Genomic DNA, 20,428 nt, shown 5'->3' on the forward strand with positions numbered 1-20,428 from the left:
TTTTCGGTGGTCGCCGCCAGCAGCGTCACGGTCCGGTCCTCGACGGCCGCGAGCAGCGAGTCCTGCTGGGTCTTGGAGAAGCGGTGCACCTCGTCGATGAACAACACGGTCGGCGGCCCACCGGTCCGGCGCTGCCGCCGCGCGGTCTCGATCACCGCCCGGACGTCCTTGACGCCCGCGTTAAGCGCCGACATCGCCACAAAACGGCGGTCACTCGCCTGGGCGACCAGATGCGCGATCGTGGTCTTCCCGGTGCCGGGCGGACCCCACAGGATCACCGAAAGCGGCGTCGCCCCGGTGACGAGTTGCCGCAACGGCGCACCAGGTGCGAGCAGATGGCCCTGCCCCACCAGTTCGTCGACCGTCTGGGGCCGCATCCGCACGGGCAGCGGGGCATCGGCACCCGGCGCCGCGAAGCCGTCAGCGCCGGCGGTGTGCGCGGGCGCGGTGCGCACCCCACCGCCGTCAGCGACCGTGAAAAGGGCGTCGGGCTCCATCAGGAAGACAGTACCGGCCGGGTGTTGGGTGCCGGAAATGCGAAGAACCCTGCGCCCCTGGTACGGGCGGAGGGTTCCTCGCATGATCTCCCAGGCGAGCGGTCAGCCGCGACCGGGGCGGCGCCCGTAGAAGCGCCGGCCGGAGCCGGTGCCGGCCCGGGGACCGCTGCCGACCCCGGCGAAGTAGAGGGCGAGCAGCGTCAAGCCGATGAGCACCAGGGTGTTCCAGTTGAACAGGTCCGGCGCGTTGAGATCGGTGTCGAAAAGGTCGAGCAGCAAGGCGAAACCGAAGACGATGGCCGCAGCTACAGCGAGCATCTCTATCCTCCTGAAAGCGGCTCCGCCCGAGGGGTTCGAGCGGGTGGCCGGGTCAATACCCACTCGGGTCACCACGCAATCCCGATGATCGATCGGCTACGTTGCCGCCATGGCTGAACCCCTCGTCGGCCGGGACGCGGTGCTGGCCGCGGTGGGCGCGCATCCGTACGCCCGCCTCACCACCGGCGACACCGACGACGTCACGGGCGTCCGCGTCGGGTCCACTGTGGTCTGGGTCACCCGGTCCGGCACGGCGGTCTGCGCCCTGGGAGACGGCGCCGTCGCCGCTTCGGCGATTCCGTTGGTCGCCGCGGGGAGCGCGCGCTGGTGGCACCTGCCGCGCATGGCCGGCGCCCTGCCGGCCGAAGTCCAGGTCAAGTTCCGCGACGAGTGGGACTTCCGCTGGACCTCTGAGCCGCCGCCCATCCGCGCGGGCGAGGAGCGGGCGGAGCCGGTCGAGGACGACGCCGCCATCTCGGCGCTGCTGGACGTCGCGTTCCCGAGCACGACGACGCGACCCGGCGATTCCCGGGTACGGACCTGGTGGGGCATCCGCGACGGTGCCGACCTGGTCGCGTGCGCGGCCGACCGCAGTCGCGGTGGCGTCGGTTTCCTGTCCGGCATCGCGGTCCACCCGTCCGCCCGCGGCCGAGGTTTGGGCGCCGCGCTGACGGCGGCGTTGACCCGGAGGTTGGTCGCGGAGCTCGGGATCGCCGCCCTAGGCGTGATGACCGACAACGTGCCGGCGAACACGATGTACGAGGCATTGGGCTACACGTCGTCAATCCCGCGTACGAGCGTCGGCCTCGCGTAGCAGCGCCCGACGAACGCGTTGAGTGTTCCAGGAACACGGGCGTCGCCACTGCGGCAACGCCCGGCACGTGATGCCCTAGCTCTTCGCGGCGGCCAGGATCTCCTCGGCTGGGCGGAATCGGGTCTTCAGGACCTCCGCCGCGCGGGTCGTGTCGAGGACGACTCGCGCCGGGCGGGTCAGGCCCGACTCGGCGATCGTCGAGCTGCGTAGGGCCGCGGGATCGAGGCCGTGTGCGCGGGCGACGAGCTCGCCGAGCTCCAGCCGGCTCAGGGCCTCGGGCCCGGCCACGTTGAGCATCCCCGCGTAGTCGCCTTCCGCCAGCTCCAGCAGCGCCGTGGCCAGATCGCCGACCCCGACCGGAACGCGGATCTCGTCGGTGAACAGGCGCACGCCGGAATCCGGCGATAGGGCCTCCAGGCAGAGCGACACCTGCTGCGACCGGGCGTCGGGCCCGATGATCAGTGAGCAGCGGACCACCGCCGCCCGCGGCGCGACGAGGCGGACAGCGGTCTCGGCCGCCGCCTTGGCCGCGCCGTAGGCGTAGACCGGTGTCGGATCGACGTCGTCGCCGTAGGGTGCCGGCCGTCCACCGTGGACAGCATCGCTCGACACGTGCACCAGCCGCGCGCCGACCCGCTCGGCGGCGGCCGCCACGTGCGCCGCGCCGGTCGCGGTGACGGCCCACTCGGCGTACGCGTAGGCGGTCGTCACCACCGTCCGCGGCCGCACCTCGTCGACGAGCCGGTCGACGGCGGCGCGGTCGCGCACGTCGACCCGGTGCCATCGCGTGCCCGGCACGGAACCGGGCCCGCGATGGTAGGTCGCCGCGACGTCGAAGCCCGCCGCGACCGCTTGCCGGCACACCTCGCCGCCGAGGTAGCCGCTCCCGCCGACGACCAGCAGCGTCATCGCGCCGCCGGACCCCGCCCGGTCATGGCGTGTGCTCGACGGGCACCGCGACCCCGGCGGTGCCGACGTGCGCGGCGGGAGCGGGCTTCGGCTTGGCGTCGACGCCGGCCTCCAGCCGCTGCTGCCCGGTGATCGGCGTCGGCGCACCGGTCAGCGGGTCGTAGCCGCCCCGCGTCTTCGGGAACGCGATCACCTCGCGGATCGAGTCGGCGCCGGCGAGCAGCATGCAGACCCGGTCCCAGCCGAACGCGATGCCGCCGTGCGGGGGCGGGCCGTACTTGAAGGCTTCGAGCAGGAAGCCGAACTTGTCGGCCGCCTCGTCGTCGGTGATGCCGAGCAGGGTGAACACCCGGCGCTGCACGTCGCCGCGGTGGATACGGACGGAACCGCCGCCGATCTCGTTGCCGTTGCAGACGATGTCGTAGGCGTAGGCGAGCGCGCGGTCCGGCGCCTCCTCGAACCGGTCCATCCACTCGGCGTTGGGCGAGGTGAACGGGTGGTGGACGGCCGTCCAACCGCCCTCGTCGTCCTTCTCGAACATCGGCGCGTCGGTCACCCAGCAGAACGCCCACGCGTCGGGGTCGGCCAGGCCGGCCCGCTTGGCGATCTCGATGCGGGCGGCGCCGAGCAGCTCCTGCGCCTCGCGCGCCTCGGCGGCCGCCGCGAAGAAGATGGCGTCGCCGGGCTTGGCGCCGACGGCGTCGGCCAACCCTTCGAGGTGGCCCGCGCTGAGGTTCTTGGCGACCGGACCGCGCGCCTCGCCGGTCTCGGCGTCGAGCACGACGTAGGCCAGGCCCCGGGCACCACGCGCCTTGGCCCAGTCCTGCCAGCCGTCGAGCTCCTTGCGACTCTGCGCCGCGCCGCCGGGCATGACGACCGCGCCGACGTAGCCGCCGGCCTCGATCGCGCCGGCGAACACCCGGAACTCGGTGCCGCGCAGGTAGTCGGTCAGCTCGGTCAGCTCGACCCCGTAGCGCAGGTCAGGCTTGTCGGAGCCGTAACGCGCCATCGCGTCGTGCCAGGTGATCCGCGGGATCGGCCGGTCGATGCGGTGGCCGGCCAGCTCCTCCCACAGCGCACCGACGATCGCCTCGCCCAGGTCGATCACGTCGTCCTGGGTGATGAACGACATCTCGATGTCGAGCTGGGTGAACTCGGGCTGGCGGTCGGCGCGGAAGTCCTCGTCGCGGTAGCAGCGGGCGATCTGGTAGTAGCGCTCCATGCCCGCCACCATCAGCAGCTGCTTGAAGAGCTGCGGCGACTGCGGCAACGCGTACCAGCTGCCGGGTTGCAACCGCACCGGGACCAGGAAGTCGCGGGCGCCCTCGGGCGTCGACCGGGTCAGGGTCGGCGTCTCGATCTCGTTGAAGTCGCGGTCGTGCAGGACGCGGCGCGCGATCTGGTTGGCCTTGCTGCGCAGCTTGAGCGCGTTGGACGGCCCGCTGCGGCGCAGGTCGAGATAGCGGTGACGGAGCCGGATGTCGTCGCCCGCGTCGATGTTGTCGTCGACGGGCAGCGGCAGCGGAGCGGCCTCCGAGAGCACCTCGAGGACGGTCGCGTTGACCTCGATCGCGCCGGTCGGTAGCTCGGGGTTCTCGTTGCCGGCCGGGCGCGCGGCGACGTCGCCCTCGACCCGGACGCAGTATTCGTTGCGGAGGTGGTGGGCGTCTTCCTCGCGGAAGACCACCTGGACCACGCCCGACGCGTCACGGAGGTCGACGAAGATGACCCCACCATGATCACGACGGCGGGCCACCCACCCGGCCAAGGTCACCGCGCTGCCGGCGTCCGTGGCACGCAGGCTTCCGGCATCATGGGTACGGATCACGACGGTCGCTCTCCTCGACATTGGGGTACGGCGTTGCGGGGTCGATTCTCGCAGGGCTGGTTGGTGGCGGAAGCCCGCACCCCCGGCCTGTGGATAAGGTTTGGTGTCTCGCGGTTATCCACAGGCCGCCAAAATTCGTCGTACATGAGTTCTAAGGTTTGCGCGTGTCCGTCGAACGCTGGTCTCCCGACAAGGTGCTCTCGCTCGCGCCCGACCAGGGCGCGGCCAAGAGCGGCCGTGGTCTGATCACCGCTGCCCACTGGGCAGGCCAGGGCCGTTTCGACGACATGCTCTGGGGCCTGTGCCGAGGCTCGGGTGCGCGGCCTTACCAGGTCTGTGTCGATTTGACCGGTCCGGCCTACCGCTGCACCTGCCCGAGCCGCAAGATCCCCTGCAAGCACACCCTCGGGTTGCTGCTGCGCTGGGCCAACGGCGGCGTTCCCGACGACGAGTCGCCACCCGAGTGGGCGACGGAGTGGCAGGCGGAGCGCGCGGCCCGCTCGCAGCGCGCGCCTCGGGCGCCGCGCACGGCCGGCGAGGGCCTGGCAGATCCGGCAGCCGCCGCACGCCGGGTCCAGCAGCGCGCCGACCGGGTCGAGGCAGGGCTGGTCGAGCTCGACCGCTGGCTGACCGACCAGATCGAGCAGGGTCTGGCGGCGGCCGAGCAAGCCGGTTACCGGCCCTACCAGACGATGGCCGCCCGGCTGGTCGACGCACAGGCACCGGGCATCGCCGGCGGCGTCCGCCGGCTGGGCTGGGTCGTCGGCGTCGGCACCAACTGGGCCGACCGCCTCCTGGGCGAGCTCGCCCTGCTCCGGCTGCTGATCGTCGCCCACGGCCGGCTCCCGGCGCTGCCACCGGGGCTGGCGGCGACCGTCCGCACCCGCGTCGGCTACCCGGTGGCCACCGACGACGTGCTGGCCGAGCCGGAGATCCGCGACCGGTGGGAGGTGCTGGGCCGCCTGGACACGGCCGACGACCGGCTGACGAGCCGACGCACCTGGCTACGCGGCGAGCTGAGCGGACGGTTCGCGCTGGTCCTGGCCTTCGCGCCGGCCGGCCAGACCCTGCCGACCGACCTCGAGCCCGGCACGGTGCTCGACGCCGGCCTGTGCTTCTATCCGGCCGCCGTGCCCAGGCGGGCGCTGGTCAAGGTCCGCTACGGCGAGCCGGTCCCGGTCTACACCACTCCACCGGGCGCGGTCCCGATCCGCGCCGCCGTGACTGAGCACGCGCGCGCGGTCGCCGCCGAGCCCTGGCGCGAGTCGACCCCGATGCTGCTCGCCGACGTGACGCCCACCGACGACGGCCACCTGGTCGACCCCGCCGGCGACGCGGTCGCCCTGCACCCCGACGACGACCAGCCGTGGTGGCTCATCGCGGCCGCGGGCGCCCGCCCGGTCGTGGTGGCCGGCGAATACGGCCACACCGGCTTCCGCCCGTTGGCAGCCTGGCCCGACGGTCGCCACGTCCCCGCGGCACCGGGCGAGCCGCGGGCGGCCGCCTCGGGCGGCGGTCCCGAGCTACCGGCCGACCTGCTGTCGGCCGCGCTGGTGGGCACCGCCCGCCGGCCATGGTCGGCCGCACGCCTCGACGTCGGCGGCGGCCACCGCCTTTCCCTCTCGATCCCGGCCAACCTCCACACCGAACCCGCCGGCGAGCCCGAAGACGCCGATGTGGTCGGCCAGGGCCGCGCAGGGGATGGAGACGGTGGGTCCGGTGGGTCGGCGCGCGCGCTGCTCGAAGCGGCGGCGGTCGCCCTCACCTACCGGCGGGCGGCGGAGACGCCGCTGGTCGGTCGGCCGACGATCCCTCCGGCGCCCGACGAGGTCCGCCCCGTCGTCCCGCCGCCCGCGGCCGCCCGGCTCGACCTGCTGCTCACCGAGGGCGCGACCGGCTGGGGTGGGCCCGCGCAGCGGGCCGTTCTCGGGCAGTGGCTGGTCGAGGCCGGCAAGCGGCAACTGCTCGCGCCGCCGGAGACGCTGCCCATCCTGCTCGACCTCGGCCGACGCGACACCGGGCTGCGGCCGGCGCTGGGCGCGGTCGCCGGGCGGCGCGGCCACTGGCTGGCGCAGCGCCAGGCCGACTGGCGCTACTTCCGGGACGTGGGCGGTGAGGTGGCCGCCGCCGACTCGCAGGACTGGTTGACCGGCACGCCCGGCGAACGGCTCGCCTATCTCGTGGCGCTCCGCGCCGGCGACCCGGCCAAAGGCCTCGAGCTGCTCACCGAGACCTTCGACGCGGAGCCGCCGCACGACCGGGTGCTGCTGCTCGGCGCACTCGAAACCGGGCTCCACGTGCGCGACGAGGCGCTGATCGAGCACGCGCTCGACGACCGGCGGCGCGAGATCCGCCAGGTCGCCGCCGAGTTGCTGCGCAAGTTGCCCGGGTCCGCGCTGGGCGAGCGGATGGCCACCCGCACCGCCGCCAGCGTCCACTTCGCCGACGGCGCGCTGGTGGTCACGGCACCGTCCACCATCGACGCGGCGATGCTCCGCGACGACATCGACCCGTCGCCGCCCCGGGGCGTCGGTCTCGGTGCCTGGCTGCTGGAAGAGATCGTTTCGGCGACACCGCTGGAGTTCTGGACCACGCTGACAGGCCGCGACCCTGGCGGCGTCATCACGTCCCCGGTCGCCGACGGATGGCAGCCGGTGCTGCTCCGGGGGCTCGCCCGGGCCACCGCTGCCCAGCACGACCCGGTGTGGGCCGCCGCCCTGCTCGACCTCGCCGACGCGGCACCGGCCGAGCTCAACGGCGACGGGCTCGGCGACCGGCTGACCTGGCCGCTGCTCGAGGTGTTGCCGGGCGGCGAGCGGGGCCGGCGGGTGGCCGCCGCCCTACGCCGGGACACCGCGGCCGGCATCCGGTTGCTGCACTTCTGCGCCGGCGACTGGTCCGACGAGCTGGCGTCCGCGGCGTTGCGGGCGATGGCGATACTCGCGCCCGACAACGCCTGGCAGCTCTCCGAGCTCTGCCGGCTGGCCATGCCCGCCATGCCCACCTCGTTCGTCGGCCGGGTCGAGACCTTGATCCGGTCCCTCGACGGGCTGCCGGAGGGCCGCCGCTCCGCCCGCTACCTGGCCCAGCTTGCCGCCGTGCTCAGCTTCCGCAACGAGATGATCGAGGAGTTCGAATGACCGCCCTGCGTCCGCACGCGGAAGAGTTCTACGCGGAAGAGCTGGCCGCGCTGGCCGCCGACGACGACCGTCCCCGCCCGCCCGGCTGGCGGCTGTCGCCGCAGGCGGTGGTCACCTATCTGCTGGGCGACGGCGGCAAGATCACGCCGAAGTACGTCGGGTCCCGCCGGCTGATGGAGGTCGCGGTCGCCACCCTAGCCACCGACCGCGCGCTGCTCCTGCTCGGCGTGCCAGGCACCGCCAAGACCTGGGTTTCCGAGCATCTCGCCGCCGCGATCTCCGGTGACTCGACACTGCTCGTCCAGGGCACCGCCGGCACGCCCGAGGAGGCGATCCGCTACGGCTGGAACTACGCCCGGCTGCTCGCCGAAGGCCCGTCGCCGGCGGCGCTGGTGCCGAGCCCGGTTCTGCGCGCGATGGAGACCGGCGCGATCGCCCGGGTCGAAGAGCTCACCCGGGTTCCCTCCGACGTCCAGGACGCGCTGATCACGATCCTGTCCGAGAAGACGCTGCCGGTTCCCGAGCTCAACACCGAGGTCCAGGCCCAGCGCGGCTTCAACGTGATCGCGACCGCCAACGACCGTGACCGGGGCGTCAACGAGCTGTCCAGCGCCCTGCGGCGCCGGTTCAACACCGTGGTGCTGCCGGTGCCGGCCACGTTCGACGAAGAGATCGACATCGTCACCCGCCGGGTCGCGCAGCTCGGCCGTTCCCTCGATCTACCCGAGACCACGACGGCGCTCGACGAGATCCGGCGCGTGGTCACCGTGTTCCGTGAGCTACGCGACGGCCAGACCGACGACGCCCGCACCAAGCTCAAGTCACCCACCGGCACGATGTCGACCGCCGAGGCGATCTCGGTCGTCACCAACGGCATGGCGTTGGCCGCCCACTTCGGCGACGGCGTACTCCGCGCCGGCGACGTGGCCTCCGGCATCGTCGGCGCCGTCATCAAGGACCCGGTCTCCGACCGCGTCGTGTGGCGTGAATACCTGGAGACGGTGGTCCGCGAACGCCCAGGGTGGGCCGACTTCTACCGCGCCGCCCGCGATGCCTGAGCGCTACTACGGCATCCGCCACCACGGGCCAGGCTCCGCCCGTGCGGTCCTCCGTGCCCTCGAAGAGCAGCGACCCGACATCCTGCTGGTCGAGGGCCCACCCGAGGCCGACGACCTGATCGCGTGGGCGGCCGACGACCGGCTGCAGCCGCCGGTGGCCCTGCTCGGCTACGCCGCCGACAACCCCCGCCGGGCCGCCTTCTGGCCGTTCGCCGTCTTCTCTCCGGAATGGCAGGCCATCAAGTGGGCAGTCGCCAACGGCGTCCCGGTCCGCTTCTTCGACCTACCGTTCGCGCACCGCCTCACGTCCCGCAAACCCACCACCAACGACCACACGCCCGCTGAAGTGCCCACATTGGACTCGCCGGCCGGCCGCGAGCCCGCCGCGCCGGAGGCAAAACCAGACAGAGCGGGCGGAGACGGATCCGAAACAAACGGTCCGGGCGGGCCTGCGGCGGACTCCGATCCGGATGGGTTGGACGACGACGGGCCGATGCCGGGGCCGCCGGCGCCGGAGTTGCGGCCGGTCGATCCGATCGGTGAGCTTGCCGCCGCCGCGGGCTACGACGACCCCGAGCGCTGGTGGGAGGACGTGGTCGAGCACCGGCAGGCACCCGCGTTCGAGGCGATCGAGGAGGCGATGACCGAGGTCAGGGCAGGTGCGCTGGAGGACCCCTACGACCTCGTGCGCGAGGCGCACATGCGCACCGTCCTGCGCCAGGTGCGCCGCACTCACAACGAGATCGCCGTGGTCTGCGGCGCGTGGCACGTGCCCGCGCTCCGCGCGAAAGTCACTGCCGCCCACGACGCCGCGCTGCTCAAGGGTGGCAAGCGCCGCGGCAAGGTGCGGTTCACCTGGGTTCCGTGGACCTACGGGCGGCTGGCCTCGTGGCAAGGCTATGGCGCGGGCGTCGACTCGCCAGGCTGGTACCACCACCTCTTCACCACCACCGACGAGGTCGTGCCGCGTTGGCTCGTCGGCGCGGCCGGCGTGCTCCGCGACGAGGGCGTAGACACCTCCCCCGCGCATGTCATCGAGGCGACGCGGCTGGCCGAGGCGCTCGCCACCATGCGTGGGCGCCCGCTCGCCGGCCTGGCCGAGGTCACCGACGCGTCGGGTGCCGTGCTCTGCGAAGGCGACGACCTCCGCCTGCAGCTCATCGGGCGCAAGCTGGTCGTCGGCGAGCGGCTGGGCGAGGTGCCCGAGGGCGTACCGACCGTTCCGCTCGCCCGTGACCTGGAGGCCCGCCAACGGGCCGCCCGCCTCAAACCGTCGGCGCTCGACCGGGCGCTGGACCTCGACCTGCGCAAGGACACCGACCTCGCGCGCAGCCACCTGCTGCACCAACTCCGTTGCCTGGACGTGCCCTGGGGCGAGCCCGAGGAACGGCGGGGCAGCACCGGCACCTTCCGCGAGGAGTGGGCGCTGCGCTGGCAGCCGGAGTTCTCGATCCGGCTGGTGGAGGCGAGCGGTTACGGCACCACCGTGGTCGGCGCGGCCACCGCACAGGTCTCGGCCGCGGCGGCCAAGGCGACGACGCTGGCCGAGGTGACCGCCCTGCTCGAGACCTGCCTGCTCGCCGACCTGCCCCTCGCGCGGCCGGCGGTGCTGCGCGCCCTCGACGCCCGGGCCGCCGAGGACGCCGACGTAACCCACCTGATGGCCGCGATCCCCGCCCTGGCGCGCACGGTCCGCTACGGCGACGTCCGCCGCTCCGACGTCGCCGCCGTCGCCGCCGTGGTGAAGGGGCTGCTGGCCCGGGTCTACGCCGCACTCCCGCCGGCCGCCTCGGGCCTGTCCGACGAGGCCGCCGCCGGCCTGCGGGACCACATCGACGCCGTGCACACCGCGGTCGCGTTGCTCGGCGACGACGCCGAACGCACCAGGTGGCTCGACACCCTCACCGCGCTGACCACCCGCGACGACCTGCACGGGCTGCTGGCCGGCCGGCTCACCCGCCTGCTGCACGACGCCGGCCGGCTGTCCACAAGGGACGCCGGGCTGCGGCTCGGTCGCGCGCTGACCGCGGGCGTGCCGGCGGCGACCGGCGCGGCCTGGGTCGAAGGCTTCCTCGCCGGCGGCGGCCTGCTCCTGATGCATGACGACAGCCTGTTGTCACTCGTCGACGACTGGCTCGCGGCCATCCCGGCGGACGCCTTCACCGAGGTGCTACCCCTGCTCCGCCGCACCTTCGGCACCTTCGCGACCGGCGAGCGCCGCGGCATCGGCGAGCGGGTCGCCGGCGGGGGCGCGACGAGAACAGCCACCGCCGTACTGGACCACGACACGGCGGCGCTCTCCCTGCCCACCTTGAGCGCGCTCCTGGGACGGAGGATCGAATGACCGCCGACGACGAACGGCGCCGGAGATGGCGGCTGGCGCTCGGTGAGCCCGCCGACGAGTCGCTGGGCCAGCCGAACGGGCGCGACGCCGCCATGGACGCCGCGATGGCCGCCCTCTACGACAGGGGTCCCGACGGTGCGGGCAACGGCGAGCCCAAGGAAGGCAGCCGCCGCAGCGCCGGCCTGGGCGCCTCCGCGCCACGGGTGGCCCGCTGGCTCGGCGACATCCGGGAGTACTTCCCGCAGAGCGTCGTCCGCGTCATGCAGACCGACGCGATCGAGCGGCTCAACCTCACCCGCCTCCTGCTCGAGCCGGAGATGCTCTCCGCCGTCGAACCCGACGTCCACCTGGTCGGCACGCTGCTCTCGCTCAACTCGGTGATGCCCGACAAGACCCGCGACCTGGCCCGGCAGGTGGTCCGCCAGGTAGTCGACGACCTGGAGAAGCGGATCGCGCAGAAGGCACGGGCCGCGGTCACCGGCGCGCTCAACCGGGCCAGCCGGATCGAGCGCCCCCGCCACGGCGACATCGACTGGAACCGCACCATTCGCGCGAACCTGCGCCACTACCAACCGGCCTATCGCACCGTCGTTCCCGAGCGGCTCATCGGGTACGGGCGGCGCGGCAACGCCGTACAGCGGGACGTGATCCTCTGTGTCGACCAGTCCGGGTCGATGGCGTCGTCGGTCGTCTACTCCGGCGTGTTCGCGTCCGTGCTGGCCTCCCTGCGTACGCTGCGGACCTCGTTGGTCGTCTTCGACACCTCGGTCGTCGACCTGACCGAGCACCTCAACGACCCGGTCGACGTGCTGTTCGGCACCCAGCTCGGCGGCGGCACCGACATCAACCGTGCCATCGCCTACAGCCAGCGGCTCGTCACGCGGCCCCGGGAAACCATCTTCGTGCTGGTCAGCGACCTCTACGAAGGTGGCGCACGCGACGAGATGCTGCGCCGGGTCGCCGACCTGGTCGGTGCGGGAGTCCAGGTCGTCGCTTTGCTGGCGCTGTCCGACGACGGTGCGCCCAGCTACGACCACGACAACGCGGCCGCGCTGGGCTCCCTCGGCGTGCCGGCGTTCGCGTGCACACCGGACATGTTCCCGGAGTTGATGGCCGCCGCGATCCAGCGGCATGACCTGCGGGCGTTCGCGGAACGGGAGGGCGCGCAACGGGCGCACGGAAGCTGAACAACGATCACCATCGGTGCTAGGGTTCACGCCCGACCGGCGCGCTCGGAAAATGGGGGGTCTGATGAGCGCCTTCGACGCGATACCCAAGCCAATGCCACCGGCGGAGCTGAAGGACGCGGTCGACGCGCTCCGGCAGGCCGTGACGGCGGCGACCGCGACCGTCTCCACACCGGACGGTGCTGTCGAGGTCACCGCCGGGCCCGGCAACTCCATCGTCGGGCTGGGTTTCGGGCGGGCGGCCTACCGCTACAGCCCGGAGCGGCTCGGCGCACTAGTCGTCGACACGGCGCGCGAGGCGACCGCCCAGGCCACCGGCTCGATGGCCGAGGCCGTCCGCACGGTCCGCCACGGCCGCGCGGAACTGCCCGGCCTGCTCGGCGGCACGCTGCCCGAGGTGCCCACGTTCGACCCGCCGAATTTCGACGACGTCCCAGGCGACGGTCCGCGCAACGGCACTGGCACCGCCCCGGGCAACGCTTGGGGCAACGGCTTGGGCGACGGTCCGCGCGACGAAACGGCAGGCGGCCCGGGCAACGGCCCAGCCAACGCTTGGGGCAACGGCCTGGACAACGCCCTTGGCAACGCGCGGGGCGACGGACCGAGCAACGGCCCCGGCAACGCCTGGGGCAACGCCGCTGGCGAGGCGCGAGGCGACAGCCCAAGCACCGCGCGAGGCAATGGCCAGGACAACGCGCGACGCAACGGTGCGGGCAAACGCCCCGCCGACGGCGAGTTCCAGCACGCCGACCAGGTGCTGCGTCGGGTCAGCGAGGACTCGCAACGACAACTCGCCGGGTACGCGGAGCTACGCACCGAACTGGCCGACCTGACCGCGACCGCACGATCGGCCGACGGTGGCGTGTCGGCCCAGGTCCGGGCCGGCGGCGAGCTGCTGGCCGTCCACATCAGCAACGGCCAGCTCCGACACGACCCGGCGACCCTGGCGGGCATCGTCCACACGACGGTGATGACCGCGAGCGCGCGGGCCGCGATGCTGATGGCCGAACGCGTACAACAGCTGACCGGTCCACGCCTCGACATCCGGTCACTGGTCGAGAGCTACCAGACCCCCGACGACGACCCCCATCGGAGCTGAGCAACCACATGTCAGGCTTTCGCACCGACGTCGACGAGATCATGGTGTGCCGGTCCCGGCTCGCCGAGATCCGTGAGCGCGCGGCCGACATCCTCACGCTCGCCGAGGACGCGAACCCGGAGTGGTACATCTGGGGTCTGGTCGGCGCGCCGTTCGCCGCCTGGTACTGGACGTACGCGGACGACACCTACGAGCACCTGGCGATGATGGGCGAGTCGTTGCAGGACAAGGTCGACGCGTTGGACTGCACGGTGGACAACTACAAGCAGACCGACCAGGAGATCGCCCAGGCGCTGGCGTCGATCCGCGAACTGCTGGGCTGATCCGCGATGGCCGAAGGACGACTCGAGGACAGCGACGTCACCAACGACGTCACCGACTACGGCACCAAGGACGGCGGCGTCGACGCGACGGCCGACTGGGACGGGTACGGCGGTGCCGGGTCGGTCAGTGTCGGCGGGTACGACGTGCTGCGCCTCGACCCGGTCAAGGACTTCGCCGGCGTGGCCGGCCTGCCGCAGGCGGTTTCCGGCGCGGCGAAGCTGGCCCAGGGCGACAGCGACTGGGGCGAGCTCTTCAACATCGCCGGCAGTGTCGGCGACCTCGGCATCAACATCGCGATGTACGCGGTCGACCCGCTCAACGCCCTCATCTCCGCCGGTCTCGGCTTCCTGATCGACGTCGTCCAGCCGCTGGAGGACCTGCTCGGCCTCGTCACCGGCAACCCGGAGCGGATGGAAGGCGAGATCGGCAAGTGGGAGCGCGTCGGCAACGCGCTCGAACCGCTCGCCAAGGAGATCCTCGAAGCCACCCAGCAGGGCCTCGTCGGCTGGCAGGGTGCCGCCGCCGATGCCGCCCGCGCGCGGATGGAGGAGTTCGCCGGGGGCGTCGCCGGCATCCAGGGTGACGTCCAGCAGCTGGTCTTCATCCTCAACACCGCCAAGCTGCTGATGGACGTCGCGCAGGCGTTCGTGATCGGCCTGATCGCGACGTTCATCGAATGGCTCATGTTCACGTGGGTTCCGGCGATGGCCGCGGCGGTGCCGACCGCGGGCGCGTCGACGGCCGCCGCCGCCGCGGCGACGACCGCGCAGGGCGCCATCGTCACCACCCGGGGCGTGACCTTCGTCCAGAAGGTCGCCCAGATCCTGCTCCGGCTCCGCCGGGTGCTCTACCGGATGCACCCGCGGATCATGCGTCGGGTGCAGACGTCGTTCCGAATGCGCGGCACGAACGGCCGGTTCGTGCGCGGTTGGATCGGCTCGGGACGGGCGCTGCGCGAGTCGGCGACCGACTACCGCACCTGGCTCGGACCCGCCGACAAGCTGCTCAACACCGGCGCCAACGAGGCGAAACGAGCCGTCGAGGCGTCCGGTGAGTCCATGTCCGACGAGGAGCTGGATCGCCGTCTTGACCCCGACAGGTAGCCCCAAGCCCAAGCGGGTGGACGCCCGCCGCGTCCGCACGCGCATGCCCGCGCCGGCCGCCGTCGTCGGCGCCCTCGGCATCGCGATGGCTGGCCTGCTGGTCGTCCTCACTCCGATGGTCGCTGCCGGCGCCGACGGGATCCTGGCCCTCGTGATCGGCGCGGTGGTCGGCCTGGCCGCCGGCACCACCTTCTTCGTGACCTGGTGGCGCCGCGACCCGAAACGCCGCCGCCGCACCCGCCGCTGACGCCAACCGCCGGGCCAGCCCGCGCGGATCAGGCCGAAAGCGGCCTCAGCGGCCGATCCGGGCCAGGTACCGGTCCGCCGACGCGCGCACCCGCTCCTTCGCGCCGCCCGCGACCACTCGGCCCCACCACCCCCCGTACACGGTGTCGTAGGGCAGCTCGTCCACAAGGGACACCGCGCGCAGGATCGTGTCCGGGTGTTCCGGGATCAGGTTGGGGTAGCTGTACATGAAGCTCACCCAACGCCGGTCCATCACGACGGTGAAGATGTCGCCGGTGCACAGCGCGCCGTTGCCGTCGAGTCCCGGCCAGTGCAGCACCGAGCCGCCCGGGAAGTGGATGCCGCAGTTGACCAGCGTCCGCTCGGGGAGGATCTCCTGCCGCTCACCCTCCCAGAGGACGATGTTCCCGGATCGCGGCACCCAGCTGGCGTCGGACGCGTGCACGTACACCGGGATGTCCCCGAACGCCTTGCTCCACTCCACCATGGACCCGTAGAAATGGGGATGCGAAAGGGCGATCGCGGCCAGCCCTCCGACGGCCTCGACCGCCTCGACCGTCTCGTCGTCCACATAGGGCACACAGTCGAACAGCACGTTGCCACCCGGGCCGGGCACCACCAGCGCCCGTTGGCCGATGCAGATGCTCGGTTCGACACCGACGCCCCAGAGGCCCGGCGACTCCTGCCGCACCACGCCGCGGAAGCCCTCCGCGTGCAGCTCGGTGATCGACACCCATCGCTGCCCGCCCCACCCTACGTACTGCCGCTCGTCGGCACAGATCGGACAGACGGTGCGGTCCGCGTCGGTCGCGCGCTGAACCCCACAGGTGCGGCAGATCGGGTGGTGACGGTCCATTTCTCGAAGGGTACGACCTTGGTCGATCGCACCCGACCCCGGCCCAGTGGATCACGCGCGGATCGGGCGCGCCGTGCCGCGCCAAGGCGTAACCGGTGCGTAACGTTCTGGTGTCATGCTCGCGTACCCGTGGAGGTGAGCCCATGTTTCTGAGCCAGCACGAGCAGGAGCGCCTGCTCGTCCACGTCGCCGCCGACGTGGCGCGCAAACGCCGCGAGCGCGGGCTGCGGCTCAACTATCCAGAAGCGACCGCCGTCATCACCGCCTTCCTGCTGGAGGGCGCGCGCGACGGGCGGACGGTAGCCGAGCTCATGTCGGAGGGGCGCACGGTGCTCGGCCGCCACGACGTCATGGCGGGCGTGCCGGAGATGCTCACCGAGGTCCAGGTCGAGGCGACGTTCCCGGACGGCACGAAGCTGGTCACCGTCCACGAGCCGATCCCATGAGGACCGTGCGGTGATCCCCGGCGAGATCGTCTTCGGCGACGGCCCGATCGAGCTCAACGCCGGCCGCCCCGTGCTCACCCTGACCGTGGTCAACACCGGCGACCGCCCGGTCCAGGTCGGCTCCCACTACCACTTCGCGGAGGCCAACCCGGCGCTCGACTTCGACCGGAGCGCCGCCTGGGGTCACCGGCTGGCCGTGCCCGCCGGCACCGCGGTGCGCTTCGAGCCGGGCATCGACCGCGACGTCGACCTCGTGCCGCTCGCGGGGCGCCGGATCGTGCCGGGCCTGCGCGGCGAGTGTGCCGGTCCGCTCGACCAGGGTCCGTCGGCGTGAGCACGATCGACCGGGCGAAGTACGCCGCGCTCTACGGGCCGACCACCGGCGACCGGATCCGGCTCGCCGACACCGACCTGTTCGTGGAGGTCGAGGAGGACCGCTGCTCGCACGGCGACGAGGCGGTCTTCGGCGGCGGCAAGGTGATCCGGGAGTCGATGGGCCAGTCGGCGGTCAGCCGCGGCGACGGCACCGTCGACACCGTGATCACCGGCGCGGTGGTGCTCGACCACTGGGGCGTGGTCAAGGCCGACATCGGCATCCGCGACGGGCGGATCGTCGCGCTGGGCAAGGCCGGCAACCCGGACACGATGGACGGTGTGCACCCGGACCTGGTGATCGGCCCGGGCACGGAGGTGATCGCCGGCAACGGAAAGATCCTGACGGCGGGCGCGGTCGACAGCCACGTACACCTGATCTGCCCGCAGGTCCTCTCGACCGCGCTGGCCAGCGGCGTGACTACCGTGATCGGCGGCGGCACCGGCCCGGCCGAAGGCACGCGGGCGACCACCGTGACGCCGAACCAGTGGCACCTCGCGCGGATGCTGGAGGCCGTCGACACCTGGCCGGTCAACGTGCTGCTGCTCGGCAAGGGCAACACCACGAGCCAGGAGGCGATGTGGGAGCAGCTGCGCGGCGGTGCGGGTGGGTTCAAACTGCACGAGGACTGGGGTACGACGCCCGCCGCGATCGACGCCTGCCTGCGGGTCGCGGACGCCAGTGGCGTGCAGGTCGCGATCCACACCGACACGCTCAATGAGGCGGGGTTCGTCGAGGACACGCTGCGGGCGATCGGTGGCCGGTCGATCCACGCGTACCACACCGAGGGTGCCGGTGGCGGGCACGCACCCGACATCATCACCGTGGCCGGCCAGCCCAACATCCTGCCGAGCTCGACCAACCCGACCCGGCCGTACACCCGGAACACGCTCGACGAGCACCTCGACATGCTGATGGTCTGCCACCACCTCAACCCCGCCGTGCCCGAGGACCTGGCGTTCGCGGAGAGCCGGATCCGCCCGAGCACGATGGCGGCGGAGGACGTGCTGCACGACCTCGGCGCGATCTCGATCATCGGCTCCGACTCGCAGGCGATGGGCCGGGCGGGTGAGGTGGTGCTGCGCACCTGGCAGACGGCGCACGTGATGAAATCGCGGCGGGGGTCGCTCGGCGGTCCGGCGGACAATCTACGCGCTCGCCGCTATATCGCGAAATATACGATCTGTCCGGCGGTCGCGCACGGCATCGCGGGCGAGGTCGGCTCGGTCGAGCCCGGCAAGCTCGCCGATCTGGTGCTCTGGGATCCAGCCTTCTTCGGCGTACGCCCGCATCTGGTCATCAAGGGCGGCATGATCGCGTGGGCGCAGCTGGGTGACGCGAACGCGTCGATCCCGACGCCGCAGCCGATGCTGCCGAGACCCATGTTCGGCGCGTACGGCGTGGTGCCGGCCCAGACCAGCGTCGCCTTCGTCGCACCGGCCGCGATCGACGCCCTGCTCGGCGACCGGCTGGCGGTGGCCCGGCGGCTGGTGCCGGTCGCGGACACCCGCTCGCTGACCAAGGCGGACCTGCCGCTCAACGACGCGCTGCCGCGCATCGAGGTCGACCCGGACACGTTCCGGGTCACCATCGACGGCGAGGTGGTGCCGCCCACGCCGGCGATGGAGCTGCCCATGGCCCAGCGCTACTTCCTGTTCTGACATGTCGCTGTCGACCCTGCTGGTGCTGGCCGATGGCCGACTGCCGTCCGGCGCACACGCCCACTCGGGCGGCGTCGAGGCGGCGGTGTCCGCGGGCCGGATCCACGACCTGCCGACCTTGGAGTCCTTCCTGGTCGGCCGCACCGCCACGACCGGCACGGTCGCCGCGGCGTTCGCGGCCGCGACGTGCCGCGCATTGACTTCGGGACGATCCGGCGTCGGAACCGTCCCGCATGCGCGCGACGAAGCGACCCCGTCCGACGGCGACGGTGCCCGGCTCGCGGAGCGGGTCGCCGCGCTGGATGACGGCATCGACGTGCGCACCGCGTCGCCGGCGTTGCGGGTCGCGTCGCGGGCACAGGGGCGGGCGTTGCTGCGGGCCGTCACCCGCATCTGGCCCGCCGCCACCAACCCGGCCGGACCCAACCCGCACCATCCGATCGCGACCGGGATCGCCGCCGCGGCGGCCGGGCTCGGTCCAGGCGATGCGGCGTTGGTGGCGGTCTACGGCGGCCTCACGGGATCCGCCTCGGCGGCGGTGCGGTTGTTGGGCCTCGACCCGTACGCGGTGCATGCGCTCGTCGCCCGTCTCGCGCCCGAATGCGATCGCGTGGCGGCCGACGCTGCCGCGCGTGCCGACGATCCGGTGGACGACCTGCCCGCCGGCTCAGCGATCCTGCTCGACCTCGACGCCGAGCAGCATGCCATCTGGGAGGTGCGTCTCTTTGCGTCCTGACAACCGTGCGGTACGGATCGGGATCGGCGGCCCGGTCGGGTCCGGCAAGACCGCGCTCGTCGCGGCACTGTGCCGGCTCCTGGCCGGAGAGCTGCGACTGGCGGTGGTGACGAACGACATCTACACGACGGAGGACGCGGACTTCCTCCGTCGGGCCGGGGTGCTGCCCGACGACCGGATCCGGGCCGTGGAGACCGGCTGCTGCCCACACACCGCGATCCGCGACGACATCAGCGCCAACCTGGACGCCGTCGAGGAACTGGAGGACCGTCTCGGCCCGCTCGACCTGGTCCTGGTCGAGAGCGGCGGCGACAACCTGACGGCGACGTTCAGCAAGGGCCTGGTCGACCACCAGATCTTCGTGGTCGACGTCGCCGGCGGTGACAAGGTGCCGCGCAAGGGCGGGCCGGGTGTGACGACAGCCGACCTTCTCGTCATCAACAAGACCGACCTGGCCCCGCTGGTCGGCGCCGACCTCGGCGTGATGGCCCGCGACGCACGAGCCCGCCGCGGCGACCTGCCGACGGTGTTCCTTTCGCTCGTCGGCGAGCCCGGTGCGGCGCCGGTGGCCGACTGGGTACGCGAGCGCGTCGCCGAGCCCCACCACACACCGCGAGACCACGACCCAGCCCCGGCACACACCCACGGACCGTGAGCGATGCCGTCCCACGACGACCGCGCGAAGCCCGTCGGTGCGGGCTGAAGCGCGCCTGGTAGCCGAGGCCGACGGCCACGGTGGCACCCGGCTGTCCACGGTGTACGGCGAGCCACCCCTGCTCCCCCGCCGCACGGGCCACCAGCAAAACCAAACCGCGGCCGAGGTCCATCTGGTCGGCGGTGCCGCGGGCCCACTCGGTGGCGACGACCTGCGCATCCACCTCACCGTCGGGGCCGGCGCCCACCTCGTCGTCCGTACCATCGCTGCTTCTCTCGCCCAGCCCAGCCACCCGCCCGCACCGAGCACACTGACCATCACCGCGCGGGTCGCCGCCGGCGCCATCCTGGACTGGCTGCCCGAGCCCACCGTCGCCGTCAGAGGTTGTGACCACCTCAGCCGGTCCATCGTGGACCTCAACGAGGGCGCCACGCTCCGCTGGCGCGAAGAGCTCGTCGCCGGCCGGCACGCCGAAGCACCGGGCGACCTGCGGCTCGAGACAACCGTTCGTTATGCCGGCCGGACGATCCTGCGCCACGACCTCGCGATCGGCCCGCGCGCGAAAGGCTGGCACGCGATGCTCGGGCGCGCCGCCGGCACGCTGTTGCTGGTCGGGAAGGACGCCGCGACCGCCGGGCCGCGGGCCGTCAACCGGATGCCCCTGGCATGCGGCCCCGCCGCCCTGGTGAGCGCCACGGGCCCGGACGCCCGGACGGTACGCGCGGCCCTGGATGAGGGTGCTGCTAACACCCTGGCTCATGATCCAGATGCTAAACCCGGCAATTGGCGCAAAGGCTGAGGCTCCCGTCTACGTTCTGTGGGTGTGGGCGGTCG

General features: G+C 72.7%; 20 protein-coding genes. 15 read left to right on the top strand and 5 right to left on the bottom strand.

Annotated elements, in window-relative coordinates; genetic code table 11:
- On the bottom strand, positions 1-497 hold a 497-nt coding region (locus tag CHC05_RS39435; RefSeq protein ID WP_144022984.1), incomplete at its 3' end, for an AAA family ATPase.
- Positions 498-599: 102 nt separating this feature from the next.
- Complete coding sequence (locus CHC05_RS39440; RefSeq protein WP_089255826.1) at positions 600-815, bottom strand: hypothetical protein; 216 nt, start codon at positions 813-815, stop codon at positions 600-602.
- 109 nt (positions 816-924) lie between these two features.
- On the opposite strand from CHC05_RS39440, the gene CHC05_RS39445 reads away from it, so the two are divergent.
- On the top strand, positions 925-1,629 hold the full coding sequence (locus CHC05_RS39445; RefSeq protein ID WP_089255828.1) for a GNAT family N-acetyltransferase: 705 nt from the start codon (positions 925-927) through the stop codon (positions 1,627-1,629).
- A gap of 75 nt (positions 1,630-1,704) precedes the next feature.
- Here CHC05_RS39445 and CHC05_RS39450 read toward each other — a convergent pair whose 3' ends face one another.
- Both CHC05_RS39450 and aspS read right to left on the bottom strand, forming a co-directional pair.
- On the bottom strand, positions 1,705-2,538 hold the full coding sequence (locus CHC05_RS39450; protein WP_089255830.1) for a sugar nucleotide-binding protein: 834 nt from the start codon (positions 2,536-2,538) through the stop codon (positions 1,705-1,707).
- Positions 2,539-2,560: 22 nt separating this feature from the next.
- Positions 2,561-4,366, bottom strand: a complete 1,806-nt coding sequence (gene aspS / locus CHC05_RS39455) for an aspartate--tRNA ligase (RefSeq protein ID WP_089255832.1) — start codon at positions 4,364-4,366, stop codon at positions 2,561-2,563.
- A gap of 164 nt (positions 4,367-4,530) precedes the next feature.
- Between aspS and CHC05_RS39460 the strand changes: the two genes are divergently transcribed.
- From CHC05_RS39460 to CHC05_RS39495, 8 genes are all read left to right on the top strand, one after another.
- Complete coding sequence (locus CHC05_RS39460) at positions 4,531-7,506, top strand: DUF5691 domain-containing protein (protein ID WP_089255834.1); 2,976 nt, start codon at positions 4,531-4,533, stop codon at positions 7,504-7,506.
- On the top strand, positions 7,503-8,564 hold the full coding sequence (locus tag CHC05_RS39465; RefSeq protein WP_089255836.1) for an ATP-binding protein: 1,062 nt from the start codon (positions 7,503-7,505) through the stop codon (positions 8,562-8,564). Before CHC05_RS39460 ends, CHC05_RS39465 begins: the two co-directional genes overlap by 4 nt.
- A complete protein-coding gene (locus CHC05_RS39470; RefSeq protein ID WP_089255838.1) occupies positions 8,557-10,908 on the top strand; it encodes a DUF5682 family protein in 2,352 nt (783 codons plus the stop codon). Before CHC05_RS39465 ends, CHC05_RS39470 begins: the two co-directional genes overlap by 8 nt.
- Positions 10,905-12,095 (top strand): VWA domain-containing protein, encoded by a 1,191-nt coding sequence (locus CHC05_RS39475; RefSeq protein WP_089255840.1) that lies wholly within the window; start codon positions 10,905-10,907, stop codon positions 12,093-12,095. Before CHC05_RS39470 ends, CHC05_RS39475 begins: the two co-directional genes overlap by 4 nt.
- A 64-nt stretch (positions 12,096-12,159) precedes the next feature.
- Entirely contained in the window at positions 12,160-13,194 is a 1,035-nt protein-coding gene (locus tag CHC05_RS39480) for a YbaB/EbfC family nucleoid-associated protein (RefSeq protein WP_179266587.1), read from the top strand.
- A gap of 8 nt (positions 13,195-13,202) precedes the next feature.
- Complete coding sequence (locus tag CHC05_RS39485) at positions 13,203-13,517, top strand: hypothetical protein (protein WP_089255844.1); 315 nt, start codon at positions 13,203-13,205, stop codon at positions 13,515-13,517.
- Positions 13,518-13,523: 6 nt separating this feature from the next.
- Positions 13,524-14,621, top strand: coding sequence for a hypothetical protein (locus CHC05_RS39490; protein ID WP_089255846.1), 1,098 nt, complete (start codon positions 13,524-13,526; stop codon positions 14,619-14,621).
- Positions 14,605-14,868: a hypothetical protein gene (locus tag CHC05_RS39495; protein WP_144022985.1), complete on the top strand. Its 264-nt coding sequence runs from the start codon at positions 14,605-14,607 to the stop codon at positions 14,866-14,868. Before CHC05_RS39490 ends, CHC05_RS39495 begins: the two co-directional genes overlap by 17 nt.
- A gap of 45 nt (positions 14,869-14,913) precedes the next feature.
- Here CHC05_RS39495 and CHC05_RS39500 read toward each other — a convergent pair whose 3' ends face one another.
- Positions 14,914-15,723, bottom strand: coding sequence for an MBL fold metallo-hydrolase (locus CHC05_RS39500; RefSeq protein ID WP_089255852.1), 810 nt, complete (start codon positions 15,721-15,723; stop codon positions 14,914-14,916).
- 143 nt (positions 15,724-15,866) lie between these two features.
- Here CHC05_RS39500 and CHC05_RS39505 point away from each other — a divergent pair, with 143 nt between their 5' ends.
- From CHC05_RS39505 to CHC05_RS39530, 6 genes are read left to right on the top strand one after another with little or no spacing between them, the layout of a single operon-like run.
- Positions 15,867-16,169, top strand: a complete 303-nt coding sequence (locus CHC05_RS39505) for an urease subunit gamma (RefSeq protein WP_089255854.1) — start codon at positions 15,867-15,869, stop codon at positions 16,167-16,169.
- A 10-nt stretch (positions 16,170-16,179) separates the two neighbouring features.
- Positions 16,180-16,503, top strand: a complete 324-nt coding sequence (locus CHC05_RS39510) for an urease subunit beta (RefSeq protein ID WP_089255856.1) — start codon at positions 16,180-16,182, stop codon at positions 16,501-16,503.
- A complete protein-coding gene (locus CHC05_RS39515; protein ID WP_089255858.1) occupies positions 16,500-18,203 on the top strand; it encodes an urease subunit alpha in 1,704 nt (567 codons plus the stop codon). The genes CHC05_RS39510 and CHC05_RS39515 overlap by 4 nt, the downstream gene beginning before the upstream one ends.
- 1 nt (position 18,204) lies before the next feature.
- The gene (locus CHC05_RS39520; protein WP_089255860.1) at positions 18,205-18,939 is read left to right on the top strand and encodes an urease accessory protein UreF; all 735 of its coding nucleotides are present in this window, start codon (positions 18,205-18,207) and stop codon (positions 18,937-18,939) included.
- Complete coding sequence (ureG, locus tag CHC05_RS39525; protein WP_245871468.1) at positions 18,929-19,594, top strand: urease accessory protein UreG; 666 nt, start codon at positions 18,929-18,931, stop codon at positions 19,592-19,594. The genes CHC05_RS39520 and ureG overlap by 11 nt, the downstream gene beginning before the upstream one ends.
- A 37-nt stretch (positions 19,595-19,631) precedes the next feature.
- Entirely contained in the window at positions 19,632-20,393 is a 762-nt protein-coding gene (locus CHC05_RS39530) for an urease accessory protein UreD (RefSeq protein ID WP_089255864.1), read from the top strand.
- Positions 20,394-20,428: the final 35 nt, after the last annotated feature.

Source organism: Asanoa hainanensis, assembly GCF_900188485.1.
Lineage (GTDB): Bacteria > Actinomycetota > Actinomycetes > Mycobacteriales > Micromonosporaceae > Asanoa > Asanoa hainanensis.

Excerpts from the sequence above, each read along its gene's own strand:
- CHC05_RS39440 (WP_089255826.1), bottom strand. The coding sequence starts at position 815 with ATGCTCGCTGTAGCTGCGGCCATCGTCTTCGGTTTCGCCTTGCTGCTC.
- CHC05_RS39445 (WP_089255828.1), top strand. The coding sequence starts at position 925 with ATGGCTGAACCCCTCGTCGGCCGGGACGCGGTGCTGGCCGCGGTGGGC.
- CHC05_RS39450 (WP_089255830.1), bottom strand. The coding sequence starts at position 2,538 with ATGACGCTGCTGGTCGTCGGCGGGAGCGGCTACCTCGGCGGCGAGGTG.
- CHC05_RS39465 (WP_089255836.1), top strand. The coding sequence starts at position 7,503 with ATGACCGCCCTGCGTCCGCACGCGGAAGAGTTCTACGCGGAAGAGCTG.
- CHC05_RS39470 (WP_089255838.1), top strand. The coding sequence starts at position 8,557 with ATGCCTGAGCGCTACTACGGCATCCGCCACCACGGGCCAGGCTCCGCC.
- CHC05_RS39475 (WP_089255840.1), top strand. The coding sequence starts at position 10,905 with ATGACCGCCGACGACGAACGGCGCCGGAGATGGCGGCTGGCGCTCGGT.
- CHC05_RS39480 (WP_179266587.1), top strand. The coding sequence starts at position 12,160 with ATGAGCGCCTTCGACGCGATACCCAAGCCAATGCCACCGGCGGAGCTG.
- CHC05_RS39485 (WP_089255844.1), top strand. The coding sequence starts at position 13,203 with ATGTCAGGCTTTCGCACCGACGTCGACGAGATCATGGTGTGCCGGTCC.
- CHC05_RS39490 (WP_089255846.1), top strand. The coding sequence starts at position 13,524 with ATGGCCGAAGGACGACTCGAGGACAGCGACGTCACCAACGACGTCACC.
- CHC05_RS39500 (WP_089255852.1), bottom strand. The coding sequence starts at position 15,723 with ATGGACCGTCACCACCCGATCTGCCGCACCTGTGGGGTTCAGCGCGCG.
- CHC05_RS39505 (WP_089255854.1), top strand. The coding sequence starts at position 15,867 with ATGTTTCTGAGCCAGCACGAGCAGGAGCGCCTGCTCGTCCACGTCGCC.
- CHC05_RS39520 (WP_089255860.1), top strand. The coding sequence starts at position 18,205 with ATGTCGCTGTCGACCCTGCTGGTGCTGGCCGATGGCCGACTGCCGTCC.